This window comes from Streptomyces viridochromogenes DSM 40736 (genome assembly GCF_000158955.1).
Classification (GTDB): domain Bacteria; phylum Actinomycetota; class Actinomycetes; order Streptomycetales; family Streptomycetaceae; genus Streptomyces; species Streptomyces venetus.
Map to the genome: position 1 here is coordinate 7235933 of NZ_GG657757.1, position 26353 is coordinate 7262285.

Sequence of the window (26353 nt, forward strand, 5' to 3'; positions counted from 1 at the left end):
GGGTGCGGGGTGGCGCGGCCGGCCCCGATGCCACCCAGACGTGGTGCTGGGCGACCGAGGCTACGACCATGACAAGTACCGCCGCCTCGTCCGGGACCTCGGGGTGAAGCCGCTGATCGCCCGCCGGGGCACCGAGCACGGCTCCGGTCTGGGCACTCAACGCTAGGACGTGGAGCGCGCGTTCGCCCACCTGCATTGGTTCCGCCGCCTGAGGATCCACTGGGAGATCCGCGACGAGATCCACGAAGCCTTCCTCACCCTGGGATGTGCGCTCATCTGCCGGCGACGTCCGCGCTCACGCTGTTGACCCGTCTGGCAGGTTGGACGAGGGGACTGGGTCAGAAGTGCATGCCGCTTCCTGGGCGGCCATCACCTCATCGCCGTATTCGAAGGCCCAGGCGCCGACGGCGTCGATGGGCGCCAGCAAGGTCCGGCCCAGAGCGGTGAGCCTGTACTCGACCCGTGATGGTGCGTCGGGGTCTGCCAGCCGGTCGACCAGCCCGTTGAACTGCAGCCGGCGCAGAGTCTCGGTGAGGACCTTGGAGCTGATGCCCCCGATCCGCTCCCGTAGGTCGACCGGGCGCCTGGGGCCCTCGCGCAGTGCCCAGAGCACCACGGCGTTCCAGGTGTTGGAGAGCAGGTCGAAGGCGAGGCGGGCGCGGCAGTCGGCGAGGAAGGCGTCGGTCGTCACGTACCAAATGGTGCCCGAACCGCCTTCTAGCGTCGGTGTGAACGGCGAAGCAGGCACGGAGAGGGAACGTGTGATGAGAATCGGCGTACTGGGAACGGGCAACATGGCCGACGCGCTCGCCACCCACTGGGTGCGGGCCGGGCACCAGGTGACCATCGGGGGGCGGAACGCACACAAGGCGGAGCGGCTCGCGACGCGCATCGGAGGCAGCGCGAAGCCTGCCGGTCTGCGCGCGGCGGCCGAGATCGGTCAGGAGGTGGTGTTGGCCGCGCTGCCCTTCGGTGCGGGAGCAGACGTGGCGCGAGAACTGCACGCGGCCCTGGAGGGCAAGGTGCTGCTCGACTGCTCCAACCCGGTCGGCCCGGGCTTCCGGCTGCTGACGGAAGGAGGCCCCTCAGCCGCGCAGCAACTGGCTGCGGCGGCGCCAGGAGCCCACGTGGTCAAGGCTTTCAACCTCTGCCACGAGGACGTGTGGCGTATGCGGCCGCCCGTCTTCGATGGGCGACCACTGGCCGTGCCGGTCTGCGGGGACGACGAGACGGCCCTCGCGCGTGTACGCGAGTTGGTGCAGGACGTGGGCTGCGACCCCGTGGCCGGCGGCGGTCTCGAACGTGCGGGACTCCTGGAAGCGACCGCCGCGCTGTTCATCGCCCTGTGGGTCGGCGAGGGAGCGGATGCGCAGGCAATCGCACCTCCGCTGGCCTACGCGGCCGGACCGAGCCACCAGGAAACGGAACTCGGCGGGGGCTTTCCGCTCGAGGCTGCCTGAGCAGCAGGTGTCCCGGCCGCTCCAAGTGCCGCAGAACCCGCCAAGGCCGGCTGACGCATCGGCAGACTATGCCTCCTCGGCGACGCACGGCCCTCACAGGCAGCGAGCCGCCATCCATCAGCAGAACCGCCCGCCAGGCCGACACGCGGGCTCTCGCTCTGCGCGACAACCTCGCTGACACGGCATCACCGTGCTGGCGAGGCGTCAGCGTTGCTGCACGCCGAGCTGGTTCGCGGCGGCTTCCGCGGTCTGCGCGAGCAGGACGGCAATGGTCATCGGCCCCACGCCGCCGGGAACCGGAGTGATCAGACGAGCTCGTGTGAGGGCGGTGTCGTAGTCCACATCGCCGACGTTGCCCGGGTTGTAGCCGGCGTCGACCACGACCGCGCCAGGTTTGATGTCCTCACCGCGGATCAGCCGAGGCCGTCCCACGGCTGCTACCACGACATCCGCTTCCCGGACGATCGCCGACAGGTCAGCCGTGCGGGAGTGGCAGTACGTCACCGTCGCGTCCTTGGCGAGCAGGAGCATCCCGGCCGGTTTGCCGAGAATCGCGCTGCGACCCACCACGACGGCGTGCTTGCCGGCGAGTTCGACGTCGTACGCTTCCAGCAACCGCATGATCCCGCCCGGAGTGCAGGACACGAAGCCCGGCAGTGCGAAGCTCATCGCGGCGAAGGAATGCATCGTGACCCCGTCGACGTCCTTCTCCGGAGCGATGGCCTCGAACGCCGCTCGCTCGTCGATGTGCGGGCCGCAGGGGTGCTGGAGCAGGATCCCGTGCACGTCCGGATCGCTGGACAGGTCCGCGAGGGTGTCGATCAGTTCGGCGGTCGTGGTGGCGCCAGGCAGGACGATGTGCCGGGACTTGATGCCTGCCTTCGCGCACCGTGCTCGTTTCATGCGGACGTACGTGGCCGACGCGGGATCCTCTCCCACCAGCACCGTCGCCAGGCAGGGACTGGTACCCGTGTGTCGTGAGATCTCCGCCGCCTTGGCAGCAGCCTCTTCGACGATGCGTTCGGCGAGGCTGGTGCCATGCATGAGCTGGGCCGTCTGAGTCGCGGACATCGTTGCCCTCCAGGCGTTGCTGACCACTTGCCCAGGCGCACGGCAACGACGTCTCGTCAGACCGCTCCCCGGTGGTGCTCCACCTCAGCGCCAGTCACGGCCCACCCCGAACTGTAGGTGCCCAAACTCGGGGCCAGACAGTGTCGGCTCTCTCGTTTACGATGCCGAGTTCTGCGTCTGGAACGCCAAGTGGCCGTCCTCTACGTCCACCGTCACCCGGCCGCCCTCCTCGACCCTGCCGTCCAGCAGCAGTCGGGAGAGTTCGTTCTCCACCTCGCGCTGGATCGTGCGGCGCAGCGGGCGGGCGCCGTACTCCGGCTGGTAGCCGTGGTCGGCCAGCCATTCCACCGCCTGGTCCGTGAAGGTCACCGTGATGCCCTTGGCCTGGACGAGGGAGCGGGTGCGGTCCAGCAGCAGGTTGGTGATCTGGCGCAGTTCGTCCGTGGTGAGCTGCCGGAAGACGACGATCTCGTCGATGCGGTTGAGGAACTCCGGGCGGAAGTGCTCACGCAGGGGGCGCAGGATCTGCTCCCGCCGGGCCTCCTCGTCCGCGTCGGCGCCGCCCGCCGCGAAGCCCGTGGTGGCACCGCGGCGGGTGATCGCCTCGGAGCCGAGGTTGCTGGTCATCACGATGACGGTGTTGGTGAAGTCGACCGTGCGGCCCTGGGAGTCGGTGAGGCGTCCGTCGTCGAGGACCTGGAGCAGGATGTTGAAGACGTCCGGGTGGGCCTTCTCGACCTCGTCCAGCAGCAGGAGTGAGTACGGGTGGCGGCGGACCACCTCGGTGAGCTGGCCGGCCTCCTCGTGGCCGACGTAACCGGGCGGGGCGCCGATCAGACGGCTCACCGTGTGCCGCTCCTGGTACTCGCTCATGTCGAGGCGGACCATGCGGTCCTCGCTGCCGAACAGGGCCTCGGCGAGCGCCCGGGCCAGTTCGGTCTTGCCGACGCCGGTCGGGCCGAGGAAGAGGAAGCTGCCGATCGGCCGGTCGGGGTTGGCCAGACCGGCGCGGGAGCGCAGCACCGCGTCCGAGACGACCCGCACGGCCTCGTCCTGGCCGACGACCCGCTGGTGCAGGTGCTCCTCCAGGCCCAGCAGCCGGTCCTTCTCCTCCTGGGTGAGGCTGCTGACCGGGATGCCGGTCTGCCGGGACACCACCTCGGCGATCGCCTCGGCCCCGACCACCAGGTCCTGGCCCTCGTCGATCTCGCCCTCGCCGCCAGCCTGGGTGATCCGCTGCTTCAGGTCCACGATCCGGTCGCGCAACTGGGAGGCCTGCTCGTACTGCTCCTCCGCGACCGCCTGGTCCTTGTCCCGGGTCAGCTCCTCCAGTTCGCGCTCCATGGCGCGGACGTCCGTGCCCTTGGTCCGGGCCCGCAGCCGCACCCGGGCACCGGCCTGGTCGATCAGGTCGATGGCCTTGTCGGGCAGCCGGCGGTCGGTGAGGTAGCGGTCCGAGAGCTCCACGGCCGCCACCAGGGCCTCGTCGGTGTAGCGGACCTGGTGGTGGGCCTCGTAGCGGTCCCGGAGACCGCGCAGGATCTCGATGGCGTCGGCGGCGGTGGGCTCCGGCACCATGATCGGCTGGAAGCGGCGGGCCAGCGCCGCGTCCTTCTCGATCCGGCGGTACTCCTCCAGCGTGGTGGCGCCCACGATGTGCAGCTCGCCACGGGCGAGGGCCGGCTTGAGGATGTTGCCGGCGTCCATGGAACTGCCGTCACCGCCACCGGCCCCGGCGCCGACGACCGTGTGCAGCTCGTCGATGAAGATGATCAACTCTTCGGAGTGGGCGCGGATCTCGCCCACGATGTTGTTCATCCGCTCCTCGAAGTCGCCCCGGTAGCGGGTGCCCGCGACCACGCCCGTCAGGTCCAGCGCGACGACACGGCGCCCGATCAGCACGTCGGGCACGTCCCCCTCGGAGATGCGCTGTGCCAGCCCCTCGACGATGGCGGTCTTGCCGACGCCCGCGTCACCGATCAGCACCGGGTTGTTCTTGCCGCGCCGGGAGAGGACCTCGACGGTCTGCTCGATCTCCTGGTCCCGGCCGATCACCGGGTCGATACGGCCCTGCCGGGCCAGTTCGGTGAGGTCGCGGCCGTACTTGTCGAGGGTCGGCGTGTTCGTCACGCGCGGCCGTTCGGCCTGGGGGGCCTCCGGCGCCTCGGGCGGGCCGGACGGGGCGAAGCGCGCCGCGTTCAGTATGTGCCCGGCGGCCGAGTCGGGGTTCGAGGCCAGGGCGCTGAGCACGTGCTCCGGGCCGATGTAGCCGTAGCCGCGGGCCCGGGCCATCTCATGCGCGTCCAGCAGGGCCCGCTTGGCCGCGGGGGTGAGGGAGAGCGCGGTCGGCGGCGGAGTGTCCTCCGGGCCGTGCTGGGTGGGGCCCGACCGCTCGTCGATCTGGGAGGCCATCGAGTCCGGATTGGCCCCGGCCTTGCTGAGCAGGGTCCGGGTGGGCTCGGTGGCGAGCGCCGCCCGCAGCAGGTGTTGTGTGTCCAGGTCCCGGCTGCCGTGCTCGGCGGCGTACTGGGCGGCGCCGCGGACGAGCTCCCGGGCCGGCTGGCTGAGCAGCCGCCCGAGGTCGATCTGCCGGGGACTCGGACGCGGTCCGCCGAAGAAGCGTGCGAGGAATTCTCCGAAGGGGTCCGAGCCGTAGCCCTCCGGGCTGGTGAAGCCGCTGCTCATGGGCCTTCCGTTCCCGGCGTCCCCGGCGCCCGGGCGGGGGACGCCCTCGCTGGTCGACGTGCCGGGGTCGGGTAACCCGGGTGGCAGCCCGTTACACCTGGGGCGCGCTCGTAGAACACCTTCGCACGATCGCGGGTGACGGGCACCTTCGGGGCATTTCGGGAGGATCCGGGCTGCCGGGCGAGGTCAGCGTGCGGTCAGGATCCTCGGTCCGGAGTCCGTGATCGCCACCGTGTGCTCCGCGTGAGCCGCGCGGGAGCCGTCGTCGGTCTTCAGGGTCCAGCCGTCGGGGGCCGCGTGGAAGCCGTCCGTGCCGCCGGCGATGACCATGGGCTCGATCGCCAGCGCCATGCCGTGCCGTAGCCGCATCCCGCGCCCCGGGCGGCCCTCGTTCGGCACGGACGGGTCCTCGTGCATGCGGCGGCCGATGCCGTGGCCTCCGAAACCGTCCGGGATGCCGTAGCCCGCGGCGCGGCACACGGTGCCGATCGCGTGGGCGATGTCGCCGATGCGGTTGCCCACCACGGCCGCCTCGATGCCCGCGGCGAGGGCTCGCTCGACGGTCTCGATCAGGCGCAGGTCGGCCTCCCGCGGCGTGCCCACGACGAAGCTGAGCGCCGAGTCGCCGACCCAGCCGCCCAGTTCGGCACCGAAGTCGAGCGACACGAGGTCGCCGTCGCGCAGCCGGTAGCGGCCCGGGACGCCGTGCACGATCGCGTCGTTGACCGAGGCGCAGAGGACGGCGGGGAAGGGGGTCGGGGCGAAGGAGGGACGGTATCCCAGGAACGGTGACTTCGCGCCCGCCTCGCGCAGCACGCCGTGCGCCACCTCGTCCAGTTCCAGCAGGGAGACGCCCACGTCCGCGGCCTGCCGTGCGGCCGTCAGTGCGCGGGCGACGACCTGGCCCGCCTCGTACATGGCATCGATCGATGTGTCGGTCTTCAGCTCCACCATGCCAATTACTATACCGGTATTAGAATGGGGGCATGGTGCGCACCCCTCTCACCCCCGAAGAGCGCGAACGCGGCGAGCGGCTGGGCAAGCTGCTGCGTGAGGCGCGTGGCGACCGGAGCATGACGGAGATCGCCGCGCGCGCGGGTATCTCCGCGGAGACCCTCCGGAAGATCGAGACCGGGCGGGCCCCGACCCCGGCCTTCTTCACGGTGGCCGCGCTGGCCGGTGTCCTCGGGCTGTCCATGGACGAACTGGCGGGGCAGTGCGTGATGGTGCCGGTCTGACGCGCGCGGCGCTGAGGCTCCCGCGCCGCACGCGAAAACTCCCCGTAGCACGTCTGTAACACGGCTGGTGTTGCCTACTGGACGGAGCCCTCCGGTCCGGACAGGGGAGTCGAGCGATGGCGGCGGATCAACTCCCGTCCGAAGTAAGGGAGTTCGCGCACTACCTGGACGGCCTGCTGGCACGCCTGGACCCGTCCGGAGGCTGGTGCGCGGTGTTCTGGCAGCGCGACCCCGAGGGCATGCGGGCCTGCCTCGACGGGCGCGAGCTGCCGCCCTGGGACGTGGTGGAGGCCTTGCTGCACGACCTCGCCGGGCAGTACGGCCCCGGAGGCGCCGGCCCGGAGTCGGAACGTGCCCGGACCCTGCACGCCTCAGCGCTCGCGGCGTTCGACGCCCGGCCGGGCGCCCGCGACGCACTCGGGGACCGGCTCGACGTCATGCTCCGCGAGCAGCGGTACGCCGCCGACCGCCAGGCCGAACTGACCCGCCTCCTCGCCTCGGCCGCCACCCGCGACCAGGCCGACGCCCTCCGCCTCGACCTGGCCTGGGTCCACGACGACCACGAACGCGCGACGGCGCGGTGCGCGGAACTCCGGGCCCGGATGGCCGGTCTGGACCGCCGTGAGCGGGAGGCCGTGACGGTCCGGCGCGGCCCCGGTGGACCCGGTTCCCCGGTGCGGGGCGACGGGGGCGCACCGGGCGGCGCCGGCCCGGGGGCTGCGCAGGGCCCCCACGGCGTCGGGGGCGCCCCCGACGGGTACGGAGCGCGGCGCCACCCGTCAGACGGCCCCTCCGCGGCGCCGGACGAACACATCCGACCGGACCCTCGCGACCCATCCGCCACCACAACGCCCGCCCCACCACGGCACCGCGAGCGGACACCGGACGGGCCGGGCCATGTCGCTCCGGAGGACACCCGGCACGCGGGCTCGGGCCCCGGGCTGGGGGGTCGTTCGTTCGGGCAGGCCCTGGATGGGAAGGGCCTCGGTTCGGAGGGGATCCGGCGTGCGGGCTCGACTCCCGGGCAGGGGGATCGTTGGTTCGGGCAGGCGCCGGATGAGACGGGCCTCGGCTCGGAGGACACCCGGCACGCGGGCTCGGGCCCCGGGCTGGGGGGTCGTTCGTTCGGGCAGGCGCCGGATGAGACGGGCCTCGGCTCGGAAGACACCCGGCACGCGGGCTCGGGTCCCGGGCCGGAGGGGCGGCCGGGTGAGCGGGCGAGCGGTTGGGCCGCCCCCGGGGAAGCCGCCGCCGACGCCAGGTCCCAGCCGGACGCAGCCTCGCTGTCCGCCACCCCCGAGGCTCCGGCCTCCCGGCCGTTCGACCCACCCGAACTTCCAGCCCCCCGCCCGCCCGTCCCCAAGCAGCGCAAACGCCGGCGCGGCAGCGCACGGTTCGCCGGGATGGCCGAGGAGGAGGACGCTGCCGTCGTCGTACCGCCCGCTGCCGTGCCGACGCTTCCCGACCCCGCCCCCGTCACCGGCCGCGGCCCGCGTGGCGCGCGGTTCGCCTGGGCCGACGCGGACAGGGGAGCGGAGCCCGCGCAGCCGCCGGGCGAAGCCATGGGGGTGGGGGACCGCGGCGAGGTCGCACGCACCGTCGAGGCACTCGCGCGGCTGCGGGGCGAGGGGCGCAGCGGAGAGGCCCACGCGCTGCTGGTCGAGGCCGCGGACTGCGCCCCTGCCACGTTCCCGCTGCTCGCGGACGAGCTGGAGCGGGCCGGGCTGGGTGCCGACTGGCAGACACTGCTGTGGGAGGCCGCCTCGCTGCCCGCTGGCCGGCTGGTCGCCGCGGCGGACGCGCTGGGCGCGGCCGGGCGTCCGGGAGACGGGCAGCAGATCCTGCGGCAGGGCGTCGCCCGGCCCCCGGGCGAGGTCGGGCACGCCGTGCTCGGGCTCGTCGCCGAGGGACGTCGCCGCGAGGTGCGCACCCTGCTCGACGCCTACGTCAGGGCCCGCACCCCTGAGGAGGCGGCCCGCAGCGTCGAACCCGACCCCCGGCGCCTGGTACCGCTCCTGCTGGAGGCAGCCCAGGGAGTGTCGGAGGAGCGCCGGTGGGACCTCGTGCACGCCCTCCGGGTCGCCGGATTCCCCGCCTGACCGCCCCCACGGCGTCCCGGGCGACTCACCCACAGGAGTGCGAATCGCGCCCGGTCCAGCGGGTTGGGGACGATGGTCTTGGCAAGCCCTCGCCGGAGGCTTACGTTCGTGGCTCTATGGCCCGTTTCTACGGGCGTAGAGGCGCTGACGTCGCGTCGAAGGAGCAGCTCATGGCCAACGTCGTACGTGCCGCTCTGGTCCAGGCCACCTGGACCGGCGACACCGAGTCCATGGTGGCGAAACACGAGGAGCACGCCCGCGAGGCGGCCTGCCGGGGCGCGAGGATCATCGGTTTCCAGGAAGTCTTCAACAGCCCCTACTTCTGCCAGGTCCAGGAGCCCGAGCACTACCGCTGGGCCGAGCCCGTCCCCGACGGCCCCACCGTGCGCCGGATGCGGACCCTCGCCCGCGAGACCGGCATGGTGATCGTCGTGCCGGTCTTCGAGATCGAGCAGTCCGGCTTCTACTACAACACCGCGGCCGTGATCGACTCCGACGGCAGCTACCTCGGCAAGTACCGCAAGCACCACATCCCGCAGGTCAAGGGCTTCTGGGAGAAGTACTACTTCAAACCCGGCAACCTCGGCTGGCCCGTCTTCGAGACATCCGTCGGCCGGGTCGGCGTCTACATCTGCTACGACCGCCACTTCCCGGAGGGCTGGCGGCAGCTCGGCCTGGCCGGGGCCCAGCTGGTCTACAACCCCTCCGCCACGCACCGCGGCCTCTCCTCCCACCTGTGGCAGCTGGAGCAGCCCGCCGCGGCCGTCGCCAACGAGTACTTCGTCGCCGCGATCAACCGCGTCGGCCAGGAGGAGTACGGGGACAACGACTTCTACGGCACGAGCTACTTCGTCGACCCGCGCGGGCAGTTCGTCGGGGACGTCGCCAGCGACAGCAAGGAGGAGCTCGTGGTCCGGGACCTCGACCTCGACCTCATCGAAGAAGTGCGGCAGCAGTGGGCCTTCTACCGCGACCGCCGCCCCGACGCCTACGAAGGGCTGGTGAAGCCGTGACCGACGACCTGCTGGGCCGCCACCGGGCCGTGCTCCCCGACTGGCTCGCCCTCTACTACGAGGACCCCATCGAGATCACCCACGGCGAGGGCCGCCACGTCTGGGACGCCCAGGGCAACCGCTACCTCGACTTCTTCGGCGGCATCCTCACCACCATGACCGCGCACGCGCTGCCCGAGGTGACCAAGGCGGTGAGCGAGCAGGCCGGGCGGATCATCCACTCCTCGACCCTGTACCTCAACCGCCCGATGGTCGAACTCGCCGAGCGCATCGCCCAGCTGAGCGGCATCCCCGACGCCCGCGTCTTCTTCACCACCTCCGGCACCGAGGCCAACGACACGGCCCTGCTGCTCGCCACGGCGTACCGGCGCAGCAACACGATCCTGGCCATGCGCAACAGCTACCACGGCCGTTCCTTCAGCTCCGTCGGCATCACCGGCAACCGCGGCTGGTCCCCGACCTCGCTGTCGCCGCTGCAGACCCTGTACGTCCACGGCGGCGTGCGCACCCGCGGCCCCTACGCCCATCTCGGCGACGCCGACTTCATCGCGGCCTGTGTCGAGGACCTGGTCGACCTGCTCGGGCACACCCGCGCCCCGGCCGCGCTGATCGCCGAACCCATCCAGGGCGTCGGCGGCTTCACCTCGCCGCCGGACGGGCTGTACGCCGCGTTCCGCGAGGTGCTGCGCGAGCGCGGCATCCTGTGGATCGCCGACGAGGTGCAGACCGGGTGGGGCCGTACCGGCGAGCACTTCTGGGGCTGGCAGGCCCACGGCCGGAACGGGCCGCCGGACATCCTGACCTTCGCCAAGGGCATCGGCAACGGCATGTCCATCGGCGGTGTCGTCGCCCGCTCCGAGATCATGAACTGCCTGGACTCCAACAGCATCTCCACGTTCGGCGGCACCCAGATCACCATGGCGGCGGGCCTCGCCAACCTCAACTATCTGCTGGAACACGATCTGCAGGGCAACTCACGGCGCGTCGGCGGTCTGCTCATCGAGCGGCTGCGGGCCGTCGCCGCACAGGTGCCGGCCGTACGGGAGGTACGCGGACGCGGCCTGATGATCGGCATCGAGATCACCGAACCGGGGACCGATACGGCCGATCCGAAGGCCGCCGCGGCCGTCCTGGAGGCGGCCCGCGAGGGCGGCCTGCTGATCGGCAAGGGCGGCGGCCACAACACCAGTTCGCTGCGTGTCGCCCCGCCGCTGTCCCTCAACGTCGCGGAGGCCGAGGAAGGCGCCGCGATCCTCGAGACCGCTCTGAGGAGCATCCAGTAGCAGTGGGCTGAACGACAGAACAAGGGATACGGCGCCATGACCATCACCTTGGATTCCCTGGAACCCGCGCTGTCGGTCCGGCAGGTCCTCACCCTGGAGCGGGTGCTCGCCGGGGAGCCCGAGGTGGTGGCCGGTGCGAGCCAGCTCGACCGGCCGGTGCGCTGGGTGCACGTCGCCGAGGCCGCCGACGTCGGCGTGATGCTCAGCGGCGGCGAGATGGTCCTCACCACGGGCGTGCTGCTGGCCGGCGACGAGGACAAGCAGGCCGAGTACGTCCGCTCGCTGTACCGCGCGGAGGCCGCCGCCGTCGTCCTCGGACTCGGCCGCGCCTTCCCGGCCCCGCCGGACGTGATGCGCAGGGCCGCAGAGCGGTGCGGACTGCCGATGGTCGTCCTGCACCGGCCCTTCCCCTTCGCCGAGCTCACCGAGGAGGTCCAGTCACGGCTCGTACGGCGCAAGTTCGCCGCCGTCAGCCTCTCCGAGGCCGTCCGCACCGAACTCACCGCCCTCATCACCGCGGGAGCCCCGCTGCAACGCCTGCTCGACGAGGTCGCCCGGCACAGCGCCTGCCCGGTCGTCGTCACCAACCTCGCCCACCGCGTCCTCGGCACGGCGGGGGAGCGGCCGGCCGTGGACGACGTGCTGCGCGACTGGGAACGCATCGCCCGCCAGGCATGGGGGCACCACCCAGGCCGTTCAGGCACTGGGGGAGGTACCGAGGGCGACGGCTGGATCCGGGCCGAACTGGGCGGCCGCGGGGAGCGGTGGGGCCGGATCGTGCTCTGCGGCTACCGCGGCGACACCGCCACCGGGCGGCTGCTCGCCGACCGCGCCGCCGAGGCCCTCGTCCTGCACCGCATGCTCGGCGGCGCCGCCTGCTCGTGGGAGGAGCAGTCCGCGCAGAGCCTGCTCACCGACCTGGTCAGCGGTGTCGTACCGGCACGTCAGCTGCTGCCCCGGGCGCGTGCGGCCGGACTGCCGGTCAACCGGCGGACGTTCGTGCCGCTGGTCGTCCGCGACGGTGACACCGGACGGCTGGAGCGGCTGCTGCGGCTGCTGGGCCTGCCCGGCCTGGTCGCCGAACTGGCCGACGGGGCCACCGCCGTGCTGCTCAGCCTCGCCCGCGACCAGGACGCGGGCGCTCTCGCCGAACACTTCGCGACCCGGCTGCGCACCGAGTCCGGCACCGCCCGCACGGTCGTCGCCGCGGCCGACCCCCGGACCGGCTGGGACGACGTACCCGCCGGACTGCGCGAGGCGCAGCACGTCGCGGACGCCGTCGCCGACTCCGCCGCGGCCCTCGAACTTCCGCCCGTCGTCCGCCTCAAGGACGTCCACCTGCGGGGCCTGATCCGACTCCTGCGGGACGACCCGCACGTCCAGTCCTTCGCGGAACGGGAGCTGGGCGGGCTGCTGCGCGAGACCGACGAGACCCTGCTGTCCGTCCTGCGCACCTACCTCGCCACCGGCCGCAACAAGTCCCGCACGGCCCTGCTCCACCACGTCTCCCGGCCCGCCCTCTACCGCCGACTGGAGTCCATACAGGTCCGCCTCGGCGTGGACCTCGACGACTTCGAGCAGGCCGCCTCGGTGCACATCGCGCTCCTCGCGCACGACGCGCAACAGCAGTGAAACACCCGACCACCTGGGAAAACGGCGGTGAAACATGGGCCCACGGCAGAGTGACACGGTGGCACGCCGCACACCCCCGGACGTGACACCGTGCAACTCAAAGACGACTTCCGGACTTCCTAGGCTCACGGCACACCGAGCGACCGGAGGTCCCGATGAGCCGAGTGATCCGTGCCGCCGTCTTCCAGACCGCCTGGACCGGCGACAAGGAGTCGATGATCCAGGTCCACGAGCAGGCGGCCCGCGACGCGGCCGCGCAGGGCGCCCAGGTCCTGTGCTTCCAGGAGCTGTTCTACGGGCCCTACTTCTGCCAGGTCCAGGACCCGGCCTTCTACGAGTACGCCGAGCGGATCCCCGAGGGCCCGATCGTCCGCCGCTTCCAGGCACTCGCGAAGGAACTGGGCATCGTCCTGGTGCTGCCGATGTACGAGGAGGAACAACCCGGGGTCCTCTACAACACCGCCGCCGTGATCGACGCGGACGGCTCCTATCTCGGCAAGTACCGCAAGACCCACATTCCTCAGGTCAGGGGCTTCTGGGAGAAGTTCTACTTCCGCCCGGGCAACTCCGGCTGGCCCGTCTTCGACACCAAGGTCGGCCGGGTCGGCGTCTACATCTGCTACGACCGCCACTTCCCCGAGGGCTGGCGGGCGCTCGGCCTCGCGGGCGCGGAGATCGTCTTCAACCCCTCGGCCACCTCCCGCGGCCTCTCCGGCTACCTCTGGCAGCTGGAACAGCCGGCGGCGGCCGTGGCCAACGAGTACTTCGTCGCCGCGATCAACCGGGTGGGCGTCGAGGAGTACGGCGACAACGACTTCTACGGAACCTCGTACTTCGTCGACCCGGAGGCCCAGTTCGTCGGCGAGGTGGCGAGCGACAAGGAGAGCGAACTGGTCGTCCGCGACCTGGACATGGCGAAGCTGCGAGAGGTCCGCGACCGCTGGCAGTTCTACCGGGACCGGGCACCTGGAACGTACGGGCCGCTGACGGACCTCTAGGGGCGCGGGGCTGTATTCGATATGCGGCTGCCGCCGCGCGGGCGCGACCAGCCACACACAACCGGCACGTCAAAACGGCGAGGAGCGACAGAGCATGAGCACCCGAACCGTCATCCGCGGTGGCCTGGTCATCACCGCCTCCGACGAACTGCACGCCGACGTCCTGATCGAGGACGGCCGAATCGCCGCCCTCGCGGCCTCCAACACCCCCGCCGCGCAGGCCTTCACCCCCGACCGGGTCATCGACGCCACCGGAAAGTACGTCATCCCCGGCGGCGTCGACGCCCACACCCACATGGAACTCCCCTTCGGCGGCACCTTCGCCTCCGACACCTTCGAGACCGGCACCCGCGCCGCCGCCTGGGGCGGCACGACCACGATCGTCGACTTCGCCGTGCAGAGCGTCGGCCACACCCTGCGCGAGGGCCTCGACGCCTGGCACGCCAAGGCCGAGGGCAACTGCGCGATCGACTACGGCTTCCACATGATCGTCTCCGACGTGAACCAGGAGACCCTCAAGGAGATGGACCTGCTGATCGAGGAGGGCGTGTCCTCGTTCAAGCAGTTCATGGCCTACCCGGGGGTGTTCTACTCCGACGACGGCCAGATCCTGCGCGCCATGCAGCGCTCCGCCGAGAACGGCGGCCTGATCATGATGCACGCCGAGAACGGCATCGCCATCGACGTCCTGGTGGAGCAGGCGCTGGCCCGCGGCGAGACCGACCCGCGCTTCCACGGCGAGGTCCGCAAGGCCCTGCTGGAGGCCGAGGCCACCCACCGCGCCATCAAGCTCGCCCAGGTCGCGGGCGCCCCCCTGTACGTCGTGCACGTCTCGGCGACGGAGGCGGTCGCCGAGCTGGCCCGGGCCCGCGACGAGGGGCTCAACGTCTTCGGCGAGACGTGCCCGCAGTACCTGTTCCTGTCCACCGACAACCTCGCAGAGCCGGACTTCGAGGGCGCCAAGTACGTGTGCAGCACACCGCTCAGGCCCCGGGAACACCAGGCCGCGCTGTGGCGGGGCCTGCGCACCAACGACCTCCAGGTCGTCTCCACCGATCACTGCCCCTTCTGCTTCGTCGGCCAGAAGGAGCTCGGCCGCGGCGACTTCTCCAAGATCCCCAACGGCCTCCCGGGCGTCGAGAACCGGATGGACCTCCTCCACCAGGCGGTCCTCGACGGGCACATCTCACGCCGCCGCTGGATCGAGATCGCCTGCGCCACTCCGGCCCGGATGTTCGGCCTGTACCCGAAGAAGGGCACCATCGCGCCGGGCGCGGACGCCGACGTCGTCATCTACGACCCGCACGCCGAGCAGGTCATGTCCGCCGACACGCACCACATGAACGTCGACTACTCGGCGTACGAGGGCAAACGCGTCACCGGCCGGGTCGAGACGGTCCTCTCGCGGGGCGTGCCCGTCATCACCGAGCGGGAGTACACCGGTCACGCCGGACACGGCGTCTTCACCCCGCGATCCACCTGTCAGTACCTCAACTAGGAGTGGCGCAGATGGACTTCGGACTCGTCCTGCAGACCGACCCGCCGGCCTCGCGGGTGATCAGCCTGATGAAGCGCGCGGAACGGAACGGTTTCTCGCACGGCTGGACCTTCGACTCCGCCGTGCTGTGGCAGGAGCCGTTCGTGATCTACAGCCAGATCCTGGCCAACACCACGAAACTGAAGGTCGGGCCGATGGTGACCAACCCGGGCACCCGCACCTGGGAGGTCACCGCCTCCACCTTCGCCACCCTCAACGACATGTTCGGCAACCGCACGGTCTGCGGCATCGGCCGCGGTGACTCCGCCATGCGCGTGGCCGGCCGCAAGCCCAACACCCTGGCCCGCATCAGCGACGCCATGCAGGTCATCCGGGCGCTGGCCGGCGGCCGGGAGGCCGACCTCGGCGGCGGGACCGTCGTCCGCTTCCCGTGGATCAGGCCAGGCGCCGAACTGCCCGTGTGGATGGCCGCGTACGGCCCCAAGGCCCTGAAGATGGCCGGTGAGGAGGCGGACGGGTTCATCCTCCAGCTGGCCGACCTGTATCTGACCGAGTACATGGTCAAGGCCGTGAAGGACGCGGCCGTCGCCGCCGGCCGGGACCCGGAGGCGGTGACCGTCTGCGTGGCCGCCCCGGCCTACGTCACCGAGGACGACTCGCCCGAGGCGCTCGCCCACGCGCGCGAGCAGTGCCGGTGGTTCGGCGGGATGGTCGGCAACCATGTCGCCGACCTGGTGGCCAAGTACGGCGAGCACTCCGCCGCCGTACCCGACGAACTCACCGCTTACATCAAGGCGCGCGAGGGGTACGACTACTCCCACCACGGGCGCAGCGGGAACCCCGACACCCAGTTCGTGCCCGACGAGATCGTCGACCGGTTCTGCCTGATCGGCCCGGTCGAGCGGCACATCGAGAAGCTGAACGCGCTGCGCGCGCTCGGCGTGGACCAGTTCGCCGTCTACGACATGCACGACGCGCAGGAGGCCGTGATCGACGCGTACGGATCACGGGTGATCCCGGCCGTCAACGGCTGATCCCCCCGGCGCTACCCCACTGACTCCCCCTTCCCGGCGGCCGGGAAGGGGGCCCAGGACGCTCCCGAGCGCACCCCCCATCGGCGTCACCCGCATGGCCTTTCCCGTCCCACCTCCCCTGATTGGCCTGGCCCATGACCGACACCGCTCCCACGGCCACACCGCCGACCTCACAAGTCACCCTCGCCGACGGCCGGGTGGAGATCGCCCCGGGCGTTCCCGCACCGACCGGCCGCTACGCCAACGCGGACCTGCTGCCGGTCCCCGTCGAGGGGCGCACCTGGACCACGTACAACTTCTCCGCGCTGTGGGTCGGCATGGCCCACAACACCGCCTCCTGGACCCTGGCCTCCGGTCTGATCGCCGTCGGCATGGACTGGAAGCAGGCGGTGTTCACCATCGCCCTGGCCAACGTGATCGTGCTGATACCGATGCTGCTCACCGGGCACGCCGGACCGAAGTACGGCATACCCTTCCCCGTCTTCGCACGGGCCTCCTTCGGTGTCCGTGGGGCCAACCTGCCCGCCGTCGTACGGGCGTTGGTCGCGTGCGGCTGGTTCGGCATCCAGACCTGGATCGGCGGCGAGGCCATCTACTTCCTGGCCGGCAAGCTCATCGGCAGCGGCTGGACGGACGCCGCGAAGGTCGGCGGCCACGCCTGGACCATGTGGCTGTCGTTCGCGATCTTCTGGGCGCTCCAGGTCGTCATCATCTACCGCGGCATGGAGACGATCCGCCGCTTCGAGAACTGGGCGGCGCCGTTCGTGCTCGTCGGGGCGTTCGTGATGCTGTGGTGGATGAGCGGCAAGGCGGGCGGTTTCGGCCCGCTGTTCGACCAGCCCTCCAAGCTCGGCTGGGGCGCCGACTTCTGGAAGCTGTTCGCACCCGCGCTCATGGGCATGATCGGCTTCTGGTCCACGCTGTCGCTGAACATCCCGGACTTCACCCGCTACGGCAAGAGCCAGAAGGCGCAGACGTGGGGGCAGGCGCTCGGTCTGCCGACGACGATGACGCTGTTCGCGTTCCTGTCGGTGATGGTCACCTCGGGCTCGCAGGCCGTCTACGGCGAAGCCATCTGGGACCCGGTGCAGCTCGCGGCCAGGACCGACAACACGGTGGGTCTGCTCTTCGCCCTCGTCACCGTCCTGGTGGCGACGCTGTCGGTCAACGTCGCGGCCAACCTGGTCTCGCCGGCGTTCGACTTCTCCAACATCGCCCCGCGGAAGATCAGTTTCCGGGCGGGCGCCCTCGCCACCTGCGTGCTCGGCGTGCTCATCTTCCCCTGGAAGCTGTACTCCGACCCGCAGGGCTACATCTTCACCTGGCTCGGCCTGGTCGGCGGTCTGCTCGGCACCGTCGCCGGCATCCTCATCGCCGACTACTGGATCCTGCGCCGCTCCCGGCTGGACCTGGCCGACCTGTACCGCACGGGCGGTCGCTACTGGTACGAGGGCGGCTGGAACTGGCCGGCCGTCGTCGCCTTCGTGGCCGGCGGCGTCCTGGCCGTCGGCGGAGCGAGCTTCAGGCCGCTGATCGACGGCCGCCCCGTCCCGGCACTGGCCGGCCTGGCCGACTACGGCTGGGCGGTGGGCCTCGGCACGTCGATGCTGCTGTACCTGGTGCTGATGACGGCGACGGGCCGCAACCGGACCACCGTCTGACGGGAAACGCGGGCGCCGGAGGGCGGTCAGCCCTTGCCGCCACCGTCCTCCAGCGCGGCGACCGCTTCCTTGGCGGCCTTGATGGCGCCCTTGTTGATGGTGTCCGTGTCGGGCGCCTTCTTCGACTCGAAGTCACTGCCGTTGTACGTGATGACGACCAGCGCGTTGGCGGCGCGGGCGACGACCGTTCCCTCGCGGGTCTCCTGCTTGTCCTCGGTGGTGAGGTTCACGACGGAGTACGCGCTGTCGCCCAGACCCGGGACGGCCCCTCCGCCGCTCTTCTCCTCGGTGCGGGCCGTGTACGACTTCTGCGCCGCCTCGTCCGACCCCATGATCTCGAAGGAGACGTCGAGCCAGCGGTAGTCGTACCCCTTGAGCGCGTTCCAGGAGCAGGTGCGGCGCAACGCGGAGTCCGTGGACGGGATCTCCTTGCCGGCCTTCTTGGCCCCCGGGACCAGGGACGTGACGGTCTTCTCGGTGACGCTCCCGCACGGGGCGGGCGCGGCCGGGTACGTCTTCGACTCGGTCGACGTCGACGGCGCGGACGCGGACTGCGTCCCGGTCTTCTCTTCGGCCGGCCTGTGCTCGGCCGCCTGCGGCGCGGCGAGCGGACCGGACGACAGCGCCCAGCCCGCCGCGGCGAGCACGGCCACCGGCGACAGGCGTGCGGTCAGGGCGAGGGGCAGAGGTAGGGAACGCACGGCGCCCTTCTCGTGGGGGACGGACGGTGCGGATCAGGTCCGCACGGCGGGCGGGACGACAGTGTCACATGAGTCCCTGTGAGGCGGAAGTGCGACCTCCCAGCCGGGCCGCGGGAATACTGTTCGCGTCGGCGCGGTCGCGCTGCGCAGCGCGGATCGGGCCCGCGCCCCCTGGGCAAGGCGGGACATACCTCGACTTCGCGGCACAGGAGGGACATTCACGTCATGGGCGTCGCCCGGTCGGCCGACGTTCGCAGCGCGTGGTCGAGGAAGCGCCGCGCGATCGGCGGCACGGCACGTGAGCTGAGCCAGGCGATGCCGATGTCCCGGGCGCCCCGGACGTCGGTGATCTCCAGGTAGCGGATCGGGGACTCGGAGGCCGCCGTGATGTCCGGCGACGACGGAATGAGGGACACCCCCAGACCCGCGGCGACCAGGCCGCGCAGGGTCTCCACCTCCTCGCCCTCGAAGGCGATCACCGGAGTGAAGCCGGCCTCGCGGCACAGTGCCGCGGTGATGTCGCGCAGCCCGTATCCCTGCTTGAGCAGGATGAACCGCTCCTCGGCCACCTCGGCCAGACGGATCCGGCGCCGTCTGGCGAGCCGGTGCCGGGCCGGGACGGCCAGCCGCAGCGGCTCCACCAGCAGCCGCCGCCAGGTGATCAAGGGGTGGCCGGGGTCGCTGCTGGTGATGACCAGATCGGCGGTGGTGTCGAGGAGGTGCCGGGTCAGCCCCATCTCGCCGTCCTGGTGCAGCTCGAACTGCGCCTGGGGGAAGGTCCGCCGGAAGTCCGTGACGAGCCGCGGAACCAGCCAGGTCCCCAGGGTGTGCAAGAAGGCCAGCGACACCACTCCGGAGTCGGGGTGGACCATCTCGGCCACGGCTCGCCGCCCCCGGTCGTAGTTGTCGAGCATCCCGTCGACGTACTCCTTGAACACCCGCCCCGCCGGGGTGAGGCGCAGCACCCGTCCGACCCGCTGGAGGAGCGCCGCGCCGACCTCGTCCTCCAGCCGGGCCAGGGCCCGTGACAGGGCGGGCTGGGTGATGCCGGCGTCCGTCGCGGCGTCGGTCACCGTCGTTCCCTCGGCGACGGCCTGGAAGGAACGCAGTACCTGGAGGTCCATGGCCCCATTCTTCCCCCGCCGCGTGACGGGAGCCGTCACCGGGCCGGGCTCGCCGCCCCCGCGACCGCCTGCCCGGTGACCTGGTCGCAGAGCCGTTCGGCGGCCGTGATGGCGCTCTCCCAGTCGGGCAGTGGCCGCCCGCGGCGGGCCGGTTCGCGCCGGGCGTGAGCGACCGTGCGACGCGCCTCGGCCAGCTGGTGGTAGGCGGCACGGCGCAGCGACTGCCGCTGCACCGGGCCCGCTTCCGGCGCGGCGTCGCGATACCGGCGAGCGGCGGCGACGGCGGCCTCGGTCTGTGCCTCGGCCCGGTGCTCGGAGGAGTCCGGCCACACCACGAAGTGCGCCACGAGCACGAGCGCGGACGCCAGCGCCGTGTCCACCACCCGCGTGCCGTACAGCGCCCGGTGGTCGCCCAGCAGATCGAGGAGCACGAACACGACGGCGGTCAGGCCCAGCGTGGCGAGCGCGTAGTGGTGCCGCACGCCGACGGCCATCAGCGCGCCGAACACGGCCACGACACCCACCACGGCGTAGGTTCCGGTGGCCGCCGCGGACACCGCCCCGATGGCGGCCACTCCGACGATCGTGCCGACGCACCGGTGCAGTGCCCGGGGCAGCAGCGGGCCGAAGTCGGGCTTGTAGACGAAGGCCACCGTCATGGGCAGCCAGTAACCGCGGGGGCGGTGCAGTACCTCGGCGAGCAGATGGGAGGCGAGCACACATCCCGCCAGCAGCAGGGCGTAGCGCACCCGCGCCGCCCGTCCGGGCCGTTCGCGCGCGGGAAGACGCAACTGCAGGTCGGCGCCGTCCGGTTCGCCGTCGACGACGCGGGCCAGATCGGCCAGGGCCCGCGTCCCCGGCGAGTCGGTCTGCGGTGCCGGCTCCGCCACGCGGTCCTCCGGGGCCGTGAGACGGTCCGGCAGCAGACGGCCGGCCAGGTGCCGCGGTACGCCGGTCAGGGCGGGCGGAAGCGCACGGCCCTCCCACACCACCGCCGTCACGGCCTCGCCCAGCCGCACGGCGTAGTGGAACGCCCGGACCAGCTCCCCGGCCCCGTCCTGCCGCCGCCGGCCGCGCGGGGCGAGATGGGGGGCCATCACCTCGTGGGCGTGGTTCAGGGCCAGCGTCATCCGCAGGCGGGCCTGTTCGGCGGCGTCGGTACCCGCCACGGCCAGGGCCTCGCCGGCGCTCCGGTACACGGCGAGCACGGCGGCCCGTTCGACGTGGTGCCGGCGCCACAGCCACGGGGCCGCGGACAGCACGAGGACCAGGGCGACACCGGCGAGCAGCGCCAGCGGCGCCTGCCACCACGGCCCCGGCACGGGGATGCCACTGCCGATCGTGACACCGAGCAGGAGCTGCATGCCCGACACGGACGCGATCCGCTCCCGCAGGCTGACACCGCCGGCCACCAGCGCGGCCGCCACCATGGTCACCGCGACCGCCGTCGGGTGCCCGCTGCGCAGGGCGAGTTCACCGGCGAGCAGGCCGAGCGCGCTGGACACCCCGGTCCAGCCCAGCCGCCGCACCCGCACCCGGTAGGGATCGGCACCGTCCTGGCTCACACCCCACAGGGCGCCGATCGCGGCGATCACCGAGGGCACGACCCATCCGGTGACGAGTCCGACGAGCAGGGGCAGCGCGAGCGCGACGGCGCCTCGCGCCGCCGCCGCGAGCGGCAGGGAGCCGGGCACGCGGCCGAGAACGGAGCGCGGCCACCGCGGGCACGACAAGCGGCGCGGACGGTCCGGTCGCGTGTCTGCTGCTGGTGTCATGAGGCCGTGTCCTTTCGGGGTGGTCGGCCGGAAGGCGGGCGCGGGAGCCACGCGAGGCGGTGCCCCGGCGGCCCCCCGACCGCGGTCAGCCGACCAGCTCGATGAGCAGGGGCAGGGTCACGAAGGAGAGGAGCAGGCTCAGTACGACGGCGGAGCCGACGGTCCGCACGTCCTCGGCCGAGCCGTGCCGGGCGGCGAACATCAGGGGGACGGGCGAGACGGGGAACGCGAGGATCAGCGCGGCCTGGGCGGCCACGGCCTGCGAGGTCAGGGCCAGTCCCGTTCCGTAGACGAGCAGGGGCAGGACGACCACGCTGGTGAGCGAGACCGCCCACACCGCGGGGGAGAGCGCGGGCCGGCCGATGCGGGCGACGGAGACGCCGACGTACAGCAGGGCCGTCGCCGAGGCGGCGCCGGCGAGCAGACTCAGTGCGGAGTCGGCGATCTCCGGCACACCGACCCCGGCGACCGACAGCACCAGGCCCAGGACCGGGCCCCAGCAGAACGGCTCGCGCAGCGCGTGCCCGACGGTGCGCAGCACGGAGGGACGAGGGCCGGGCGCCGGGGCCCCGGCGGGGGCCGGCTCGGGGGCGGCCGCCTCGGGCGCGCCCCCGCCGACGGTGGCCAGAGCCGGCTGCCGAGCGGGGGCCGCCGCACCGGCGGCGACCGTCCGGGGCGCCGGATGGTCCGGCATGCCGAGGAGGATCAGGACGACCGGGTCGAGAACGACGTTGACGATGATGCCCGCGACGGCGATCGGCACGGCGGCCTGCGCGGTCCCGAACAGGCCCCCCAGGACGGGGGTGCCCATGAAGGCGTACTGCGGCTGGACGCACGCCAGGGCGAACAGGGCCGACCGCCGCAGCGAACGGCGGGCCGCGAGACGCAGGACGCCGAGCAGCACGGCGTACACGGCGAGGAACCCGAACGCCAGCAGACCCACCAGGGGCAGTTGCTCGACCAGCACGTGCCGCGGTGTCTGCCAGATGCTCAGCAGCAGGGCGGCGGGCAGCGCGAGTTGCATGGTCAGCTCGCGCAGTGCCTGGGCGCCGCCCGCGTCGAAGAGCGCCCGGCGGCCGGTGCCGTAGCCGACCGCGATCAGGAGGAAGACCGGCACCACGACGGTGAAGATCTCGGCGTAAGACATGACTGCGTCAATCCTTCGGAAAGGGCGGAGGCGCGACCGTGCGGGCCGGTGACAGCACGTCAGAGAGCCGAGGGGGTACGGTCGGCGACCCCGGGGGTGTGGGGCGAGACCCGGCGCGGGCCCGTCAGACGGCCTCGATCGGCGGGTACTCCGGCAGCCACATGGCCGCGCGGACGCGCTCCTCGACCGTGTCGTCGACGGGCTCCCGGGCGACGCCGTCGGCGACCGCAGCGCGGGCCACGGCCACGGCCACCGCCACGGAGGTGTCACGCAGCCGGTCGATCGGGGGCAGAATCGGAGCGCCCGGCGCCGTGGCGTCGGTCTGGTCAGCGATGGCGCGGGCCGCGGCCACCAGCATGCCGTCGGTGATCCGCCCGGCCCGGGCGACGGCGGTGCCCAGCCCCAGGCCGGGGAAGACCAGCGCGTTGTTGGCCTGCCCGATGTGGTGGGTGACGCCGTCGGTCTCCACCGGCGCGAAGGGGCTGCCGGTGGCGATCAGGGCCCGGCCGCCGGTCCAGGCGAGCAGGTCGGCGGGGACGGCCTCGGCGAGCCGCGTGGGGTTGGACAGCGGCAGGATGACCGGCCGGTCGGTGTGCGCGGCCATGGAGCGGACGATGTCCTCGGTGAAGGCGCCGCCCTGCCCCGAGGTGCCGATCAGGACGCTCGGGCGGACCCGGTCGACGACCTCGGCCAGCGGCACACCACCGAGGTCCTCGTCGTGCCGCCAGTCGGCCACCTCGGCGCGGCGACGGGCGAAGGGCATCTGGAAGTCCCGCAGCCCCTGCTGGCCGTCGGTCAGCAGGCCGTGCCGGTCGACGGCCCAGATGCGGCCCGCAGCCTCCCGCGATGTCAGCCCGTCCGCGATCATCGCGTCGCGGAGCTGCTCGGCGATCCCGACACCGGCGGTACCGGCGCCGAAGAGCACCACCCGGTGGTCGCGCAGCGCGGCACCGCCGGCGCGCACGCCGGAGAGCACGGCGGCCAGGTTGACCGCGCCGGTGCCCTGGATGTCGTCGTTGAAGGTGAGCGTCTTCTCGCGGTACCGGTCGAGGACGCGGCGGGCGTTGGACGAGCCGAAGTCCTCCCAGTGCAGCAGGGCGTCGGGGAACAGCTTCGTGGCCGCGGTGACGTAGGCGTCGATGAAGGCGTCGTAGCGGTCCCGGTCCACGCGCGGGTGCCGGTTGCCCAGGTACAGCGGGTCGTCCAGCAGGTCCTGCCGGTCGGTGCCGACGTCCAGCATCACCGCCAGGGTGCGGGCCGGGTCCACGCCTGCGGCGGCCGTGTAGACGGCGAGCTTGCCCACCGCGATGTCGATGCCGCCCACCCCCCAGTCGCCGATGCCGAGGATCGCCTCGCCGTCCGTCGCCACGATCAGGTCCACGTCGTCGGCGCCCAGCCCGGAGGCCCGCAGGGAGCTCTCGATGGCGTCGGGGTCGTCGACCGACAGGTACACGCCGCGCGGGCGGCGGTACTCGTAGCTGTAGCGCTCGATCGCCGTACCGACGGTCGGGGTGTACACGATCGGCAGCATCTCGGCGAGGTGGTCGCCGAGAAGCCGGTGGAAGAGCACCTCGTTGCGGTCGCGCAGCGCCGTCAGGTAGACGTTCTTGGCGAGGTCGTCGGGCTGGGAACGGAACTGCGCGTAGGCGCGGGCGGCCTGCTGGTCCTGCGTCAGCACCTGCGGCGGCACCAGGCCGACCAGCCCGAGCTCCCGCCGTTCGCGCCGGGTGAAGGCCGTACCCCGGTTCAGACGCGGACTGTTCAGTACGGAGTGTCCGCGTGCGCTCGTCCGGATGACACCGTCGACGGTGCTCCTCTCTGTGCCCATGATGACTCCTCGCAGGTCGGGACCGGGGTTCGTGCCAGACGTTCCAGACTGTGACGCAGCGTCGCATGCGTCCAATGCCTGACATCGCGGAGATCCATGACCTGACTGCATTCGAGCTCTGACCTGCGGGTTTTCCGGAGCGTGCGGAGCCGGTCGAGCCGCGCGGTGTGATTGACGTCGCCCTGTCGGGGGCAACGACGGGGGAGAGAGTTCCGGCCCCCGGACCCGGTGAGAGGTCAGATGTTCACCACCCGCCCGACCCTTCAGGGCACCTTCGGCATGGTCTCCTCCACCCACTGGCTCGCCTCGCAGTCGGCGATGGCCGTCCTGGAGGACGGCGGCAACGCCTACGACGCCGCGGTGGCCGGCGCGTTCGTGCTGCACGTCGTCGAGCCGCACCTCAACGGCCCGGCCGGCGAGGTGCCTATCCTGCTCGCCCCGGCCGGCGGCGAGGTGCGGGTGCTCTGCGGGCAGGGCGTCGCGCCCGCCGGGGCGACGGTCGCCCACTACCGGGGCCTCGGCCTGGACCTCGTCCCCGGCACCGGGCCGCTCGCCGCCGCCGTGCCGGGCGCGTTCGACGCCTGGATGCTGCTGCTGCGCGACCACGGCACCAAGTCCCTCGACGACGTCCTGAAGTACGCCGTCGGATACGCCGAGCACGGGCACGCGCCCGTGGAGCGCGTCGGCGAGACCGTCGAGACCGTGCGCGAGCTGTTCGAGACGGAGTGGGCCTCCTCGGCGGACGTCTATCTGCCCGGCGGCAAGGCACCGCGCACCGGCGAGCTCTTCAGCAACCCCGTGCTCGCCGCGACCTGGAAGCGCCTGCTCGCCGAGACCGCCGGCGCGGGGGACCGGGAGGCACAGATCGAAGCCGCGCGCCAGGTGTGGCGCACCGGGTTCATCGCCGAGGCCTTCGTTCCGCCAGGCCGGGCGCCCTCACCATTGGACACCAGCGGCGAACGCCACACCGTCACCCTTCACGGCCGTTGACCTCGCCTCCTGGTCCTCGACCTATGAGATGCCGGTGACGTACGACTGGAACGGCTGGCACGGTGTGCAAGCCGGGCCCCTGGAGCCAGGGACCCGTCCTCCTCCAGCAGCTCGCCCTCCTCCCGCCCGACCTGCCGCCGTACGGCTCGGCCGACCACGTCCACCTCCTGGTCGAGAACTGCAAGCTCGCCATGGCCGACCGGGAGGCCTGGTACGGGGACATCGCCGACGTGCCGCTCGACGACCTGCTCTCCGACGCCTACAACACCGCCCGCCGCGCCCTCGTCGGCGAGCGGGCCTCCCACGACCTGAGGCCCGGCAGCCCCGGCGGACGCACCCCACGCTTGGGTGCGCACGCGCGCGTGGCGGGAGCCGCCCAGGAGGGCTTCGACGCCCTCGGCATCGGGGAACCGACGGTCGCCGGCAGCCCTGCGAACCCCGTGCCGGGCGAACCGGAGATCACCGCCGACGGGACGACCCGGGGCGACACCTGTCACCTCGACGTCGTCGACCGGTGGGGCAACATGGTCTCGGCCACGCCCAGTGGCGGCTGGCTCCAGTCCAACCCCGTCGTGCCCGAGCTCGGCTTCCCGCTCGGGACCCGGCTGCAGATGGCCTGGCTGGAAGAGGGCCTGCCCAGCTCGCTCACCCCGGGCCGCCGCCCCCGCAGCACCCTGTCCCCGTCGATCGCGCTGCGCGCGGGCGTGCCGGTCCTGGCGTTCGGCACACCCGGCGGGGACCAGCAGGACCAGTGGCAGCTGCACTTCCTCCTGGCGGTCACACAGCGCGGCCGGGTCCGCGGCGGCCCCGACCTCCAGGGCGCGATCGACGCCCCGAACTGGCACAACGACAGCTTCCCCGGCTCCTTCTACCCGCGCGGCATGCGCCCCGGGAGCGTGACCGTGGAGTCCCGCACGGACCCGGCCGTCGTCGAGGAGCTGCGACGGCGCGGCCACGAGGTGACCGTGGGCGGCCCCTGGTCGGAGGGCCGCCTCTGCGCGGTCGCCCGCGACCCGGAGACCGGTGTGCTGTCGGCGGCGGCGAACCCACGCGGCATGCAGGGCTACGCGGTCGGCCGCTGACCGGGAGCCCCGGCCGGGCCGCGTCCCCCTTTCA

General features: G+C 72.3%; 19 protein-coding genes, 2 pseudogenes and 1 riboswitch. Of the genes and pseudogenes, 12 read left to right on the forward strand and 9 right to left on the reverse strand.

Going from position 1 to position 26353, the window contains the following annotated elements:
• Positions 1 to 7 precede the first annotated feature (7 nt).
• A pseudogene (locus SSQG_RS43175) lies at positions 8 to 307 on the forward strand (transposase); the annotation flags it as partial.
• Here the strand turns inward: SSQG_RS43175 and SSQG_RS31695 are convergent.
• Positions 296 to 691, reverse strand: coding sequence for a winged helix-turn-helix transcriptional regulator (locus SSQG_RS31695; RefSeq protein ID WP_003994040.1), 396 nt, complete (start codon positions 689 to 691; stop codon positions 296 to 298). The pseudogene SSQG_RS43175 and the gene SSQG_RS31695 sit on opposite strands and share 12 nt — an antisense overlap.
• A 73-nt stretch (positions 692 to 764) precedes the next feature.
• On the opposite strand from SSQG_RS31695, the gene SSQG_RS31700 reads away from it, so the two are divergent.
• Positions 765 to 1460: an NADPH-dependent F420 reductase gene (locus SSQG_RS31700; RefSeq protein WP_039934071.1), complete on the forward strand. Its 696-nt coding sequence runs from the start codon at positions 765 to 767 to the stop codon at positions 1458 to 1460.
• A 204-nt stretch (positions 1461 to 1664) separates the two neighbouring features.
• Here SSQG_RS31700 and SSQG_RS31705 read toward each other — a convergent pair whose 3' ends face one another.
• The 3 genes from SSQG_RS31705 to map form a co-directional block, all read right to left on the reverse strand.
• A complete protein-coding gene (locus SSQG_RS31705) occupies positions 1665 to 2531 on the reverse strand; it encodes a bifunctional 5,10-methylenetetrahydrofolate dehydrogenase/5,10-methenyltetrahydrofolate cyclohydrolase (protein WP_003994042.1) in 867 nt (288 codons plus the stop codon).
• Between the two features lie 22 nt (positions 2532 to 2553).
• Positions 2554 to 2639: riboswitch (ZMP/ZTP riboswitch) on the reverse strand.
• A gap of 48 nt (positions 2640 to 2687) precedes the next feature.
• The gene (locus SSQG_RS31710; RefSeq protein ID WP_003994043.1) at positions 2688 to 5216 is read right to left on the reverse strand and encodes an ATP-dependent Clp protease ATP-binding subunit; all 2529 of its coding nucleotides are present in this window, start codon (positions 5214 to 5216) and stop codon (positions 2688 to 2690) included.
• Positions 5217 to 5402: 186 nt separating this feature from the next.
• On the reverse strand, positions 5403 to 6170 hold the full coding sequence (gene map, locus SSQG_RS31715; protein WP_003994044.1) for a type I methionyl aminopeptidase: 768 nt from the start codon (positions 6168 to 6170) through the stop codon (positions 5403 to 5405).
• A 32-nt stretch (positions 6171 to 6202) separates the two neighbouring features.
• Between map and SSQG_RS31720 the strand changes: the two genes are divergently transcribed.
• The 9 genes from SSQG_RS31720 to SSQG_RS31760 all read left to right on the forward strand — a co-directional run bounded on the left by SSQG_RS31720 (position 6203) and on the right by SSQG_RS31760 (position 17672).
• Positions 6203 to 6454 carry a helix-turn-helix domain-containing protein gene (locus SSQG_RS31720; protein ID WP_003994045.1) on the forward strand — a complete coding sequence of 84 codons (252 nt, stop codon included), beginning with the start codon at positions 6203 to 6205 and terminating at the stop codon, positions 6452 to 6454.
• Positions 6455 to 6570: 116 nt separating this feature from the next.
• The gene (locus SSQG_RS31725; protein ID WP_003994046.1) at positions 6571 to 8553 is read left to right on the forward strand and encodes a hypothetical protein; all 1983 of its coding nucleotides are present in this window, start codon (positions 6571 to 6573) and stop codon (positions 8551 to 8553) included.
• A gap of 170 nt (positions 8554 to 8723) precedes the next feature.
• On the forward strand, positions 8724 to 9566 hold the full coding sequence (locus SSQG_RS31730; protein WP_003994047.1) for a nitrilase-related carbon-nitrogen hydrolase: 843 nt from the start codon (positions 8724 to 8726) through the stop codon (positions 9564 to 9566).
• On the forward strand, positions 9563 to 10849 hold the full coding sequence (locus SSQG_RS31735; protein WP_003994048.1) for an aspartate aminotransferase family protein: 1287 nt from the start codon (positions 9563 to 9565) through the stop codon (positions 10847 to 10849). The genes SSQG_RS31730 and SSQG_RS31735 overlap by 4 nt, the downstream gene beginning before the upstream one ends.
• A 36-nt stretch (positions 10850 to 10885) precedes the next feature.
• A complete protein-coding gene (locus tag SSQG_RS31740; protein WP_003994049.1) occupies positions 10886 to 12481 on the forward strand; it encodes a PucR family transcriptional regulator in 1596 nt (531 codons plus the stop codon).
• 155 nt (positions 12482 to 12636) lie between these two features.
• Complete coding sequence (locus SSQG_RS31745) at positions 12637 to 13479, forward strand: nitrilase-related carbon-nitrogen hydrolase (protein ID WP_039934075.1); 843 nt, start codon at positions 12637 to 12639, stop codon at positions 13477 to 13479.
• A gap of 94 nt (positions 13480 to 13573) precedes the next feature.
• Positions 13574 to 14977 carry a dihydropyrimidinase gene (gene hydA, locus SSQG_RS31750; RefSeq protein WP_003994051.1) on the forward strand — a complete coding sequence of 468 codons (1404 nt, stop codon included), beginning with the start codon at positions 13574 to 13576 and terminating at the stop codon, positions 14975 to 14977.
• A gap of 11 nt (positions 14978 to 14988) precedes the next feature.
• Positions 14989 to 16011 carry a TIGR03842 family LLM class F420-dependent oxidoreductase gene (locus SSQG_RS31755; RefSeq protein WP_003994052.1) on the forward strand — a complete coding sequence of 341 codons (1023 nt, stop codon included), beginning with the start codon at positions 14989 to 14991 and terminating at the stop codon, positions 16009 to 16011.
• A gap of 134 nt (positions 16012 to 16145) precedes the next feature.
• On the forward strand, positions 16146 to 17672 hold the full coding sequence (locus SSQG_RS31760) for an NCS1 family nucleobase:cation symporter-1 (RefSeq protein WP_039934078.1): 1527 nt from the start codon (positions 16146 to 16148) through the stop codon (positions 17670 to 17672).
• 26 nt (positions 17673 to 17698) lie between these two features.
• On the opposite strand, the gene SSQG_RS31765 is transcribed toward SSQG_RS31760, so the two are convergent.
• From SSQG_RS31765 to SSQG_RS31785, 5 genes are all read right to left on the reverse strand, one after another.
• Entirely contained in the window at positions 17699 to 18373 is a 675-nt protein-coding gene (locus SSQG_RS31765) for a hypothetical protein (protein ID WP_039934079.1), read from the reverse strand.
• 218 nt (positions 18374 to 18591) lie between these two features.
• Positions 18592 to 19497, reverse strand: a complete 906-nt coding sequence (locus tag SSQG_RS31770) for a LysR substrate-binding domain-containing protein (RefSeq protein WP_039934080.1) — start codon at positions 19495 to 19497, stop codon at positions 18592 to 18594.
• Between the two features lie 35 nt (positions 19498 to 19532).
• Entirely contained in the window at positions 19533 to 21191 is a 1659-nt protein-coding gene (locus tag SSQG_RS31775; RefSeq protein ID WP_063749176.1) for an FUSC family protein, read from the reverse strand.
• A 166-nt stretch (positions 21192 to 21357) separates the two neighbouring features.
• Positions 21358 to 22419, reverse strand: a complete 1062-nt coding sequence (locus SSQG_RS31780; RefSeq protein ID WP_003994057.1) for an AEC family transporter — start codon at positions 22417 to 22419, stop codon at positions 21358 to 21360.
• A 124-nt stretch (positions 22420 to 22543) separates the two neighbouring features.
• On the reverse strand, positions 22544 to 24247 hold the full coding sequence (locus SSQG_RS31785; RefSeq protein WP_039934082.1) for an NAD-dependent malic enzyme: 1704 nt from the start codon (positions 24245 to 24247) through the stop codon (positions 22544 to 22546).
• A gap of 240 nt (positions 24248 to 24487) precedes the next feature.
• On the opposite strand from SSQG_RS31785, the pseudogene SSQG_RS31790 reads away from it, so the two are divergent.
• Positions 24488 to 26319, forward strand: a pseudogene (locus SSQG_RS31790) (gamma-glutamyltransferase family protein).
• The last annotated feature ends 34 nt before the right edge of the window (positions 26320 to 26353 follow it).

What these genes read in the sequence shown, in the direction of transcription:
- SSQG_RS31760 (WP_039934078.1), top strand. Translation starts at nt 16,146, where the DNA reads ATGACCGACACCGCTCCCACGGCCACACCGCCGACCTCACAAGTCACC.
- SSQG_RS31780 (WP_003994057.1), bottom strand. Translation starts at nt 22,419, where the DNA reads ATGTCTTACGCCGAGATCTTCACCGTCGTGGTGCCGGTCTTCCTCCTG.
- SSQG_RS31710 (WP_003994043.1), bottom strand. Translation starts at nt 5,216, where the DNA reads ATGAGCAGCGGCTTCACCAGCCCGGAGGGCTACGGCTCGGACCCCTTC.
- hydA (WP_003994051.1), top strand. Translation starts at nt 13,574, where the DNA reads ATGAGCACCCGAACCGTCATCCGCGGTGGCCTGGTCATCACCGCCTCC.
- SSQG_RS31745 (WP_039934075.1), top strand. Translation starts at nt 12,637, where the DNA reads ATGAGCCGAGTGATCCGTGCCGCCGTCTTCCAGACCGCCTGGACCGGC.
- SSQG_RS31785 (WP_039934082.1), bottom strand. Translation starts at nt 24,247, where the DNA reads ATGGGCACAGAGAGGAGCACCGTCGACGGTGTCATCCGGACGAGCGCA.
- SSQG_RS31770 (WP_039934080.1), bottom strand. Translation starts at nt 19,497, where the DNA reads ATGGACCTCCAGGTACTGCGTTCCTTCCAGGCCGTCGCCGAGGGAACG.
- SSQG_RS31740 (WP_003994049.1), top strand. Translation starts at nt 10,886, where the DNA reads ATGACCATCACCTTGGATTCCCTGGAACCCGCGCTGTCGGTCCGGCAG.
- SSQG_RS31705 (WP_003994042.1), bottom strand. Translation starts at nt 2,531, where the DNA reads ATGTCCGCGACTCAGACGGCCCAGCTCATGCATGGCACCAGCCTCGCC.
- map (WP_003994044.1), bottom strand. Translation starts at nt 6,170, where the DNA reads ATGGTGGAGCTGAAGACCGACACATCGATCGATGCCATGTACGAGGCG.
- SSQG_RS31755 (WP_003994052.1), top strand. Translation starts at nt 14,989, where the DNA reads ATGGACTTCGGACTCGTCCTGCAGACCGACCCGCCGGCCTCGCGGGTG.
- SSQG_RS31720 (WP_003994045.1), top strand. Translation starts at nt 6,203, where the DNA reads ATGGTGCGCACCCCTCTCACCCCCGAAGAGCGCGAACGCGGCGAGCGG.
- SSQG_RS31725 (WP_003994046.1), top strand. Translation starts at nt 6,571, where the DNA reads ATGGCGGCGGATCAACTCCCGTCCGAAGTAAGGGAGTTCGCGCACTAC.
- SSQG_RS31730 (WP_003994047.1), top strand. Translation starts at nt 8,724, where the DNA reads ATGGCCAACGTCGTACGTGCCGCTCTGGTCCAGGCCACCTGGACCGGC.
- SSQG_RS31700 (WP_039934071.1), top strand. Translation starts at nt 765, where the DNA reads ATGAGAATCGGCGTACTGGGAACGGGCAACATGGCCGACGCGCTCGCC.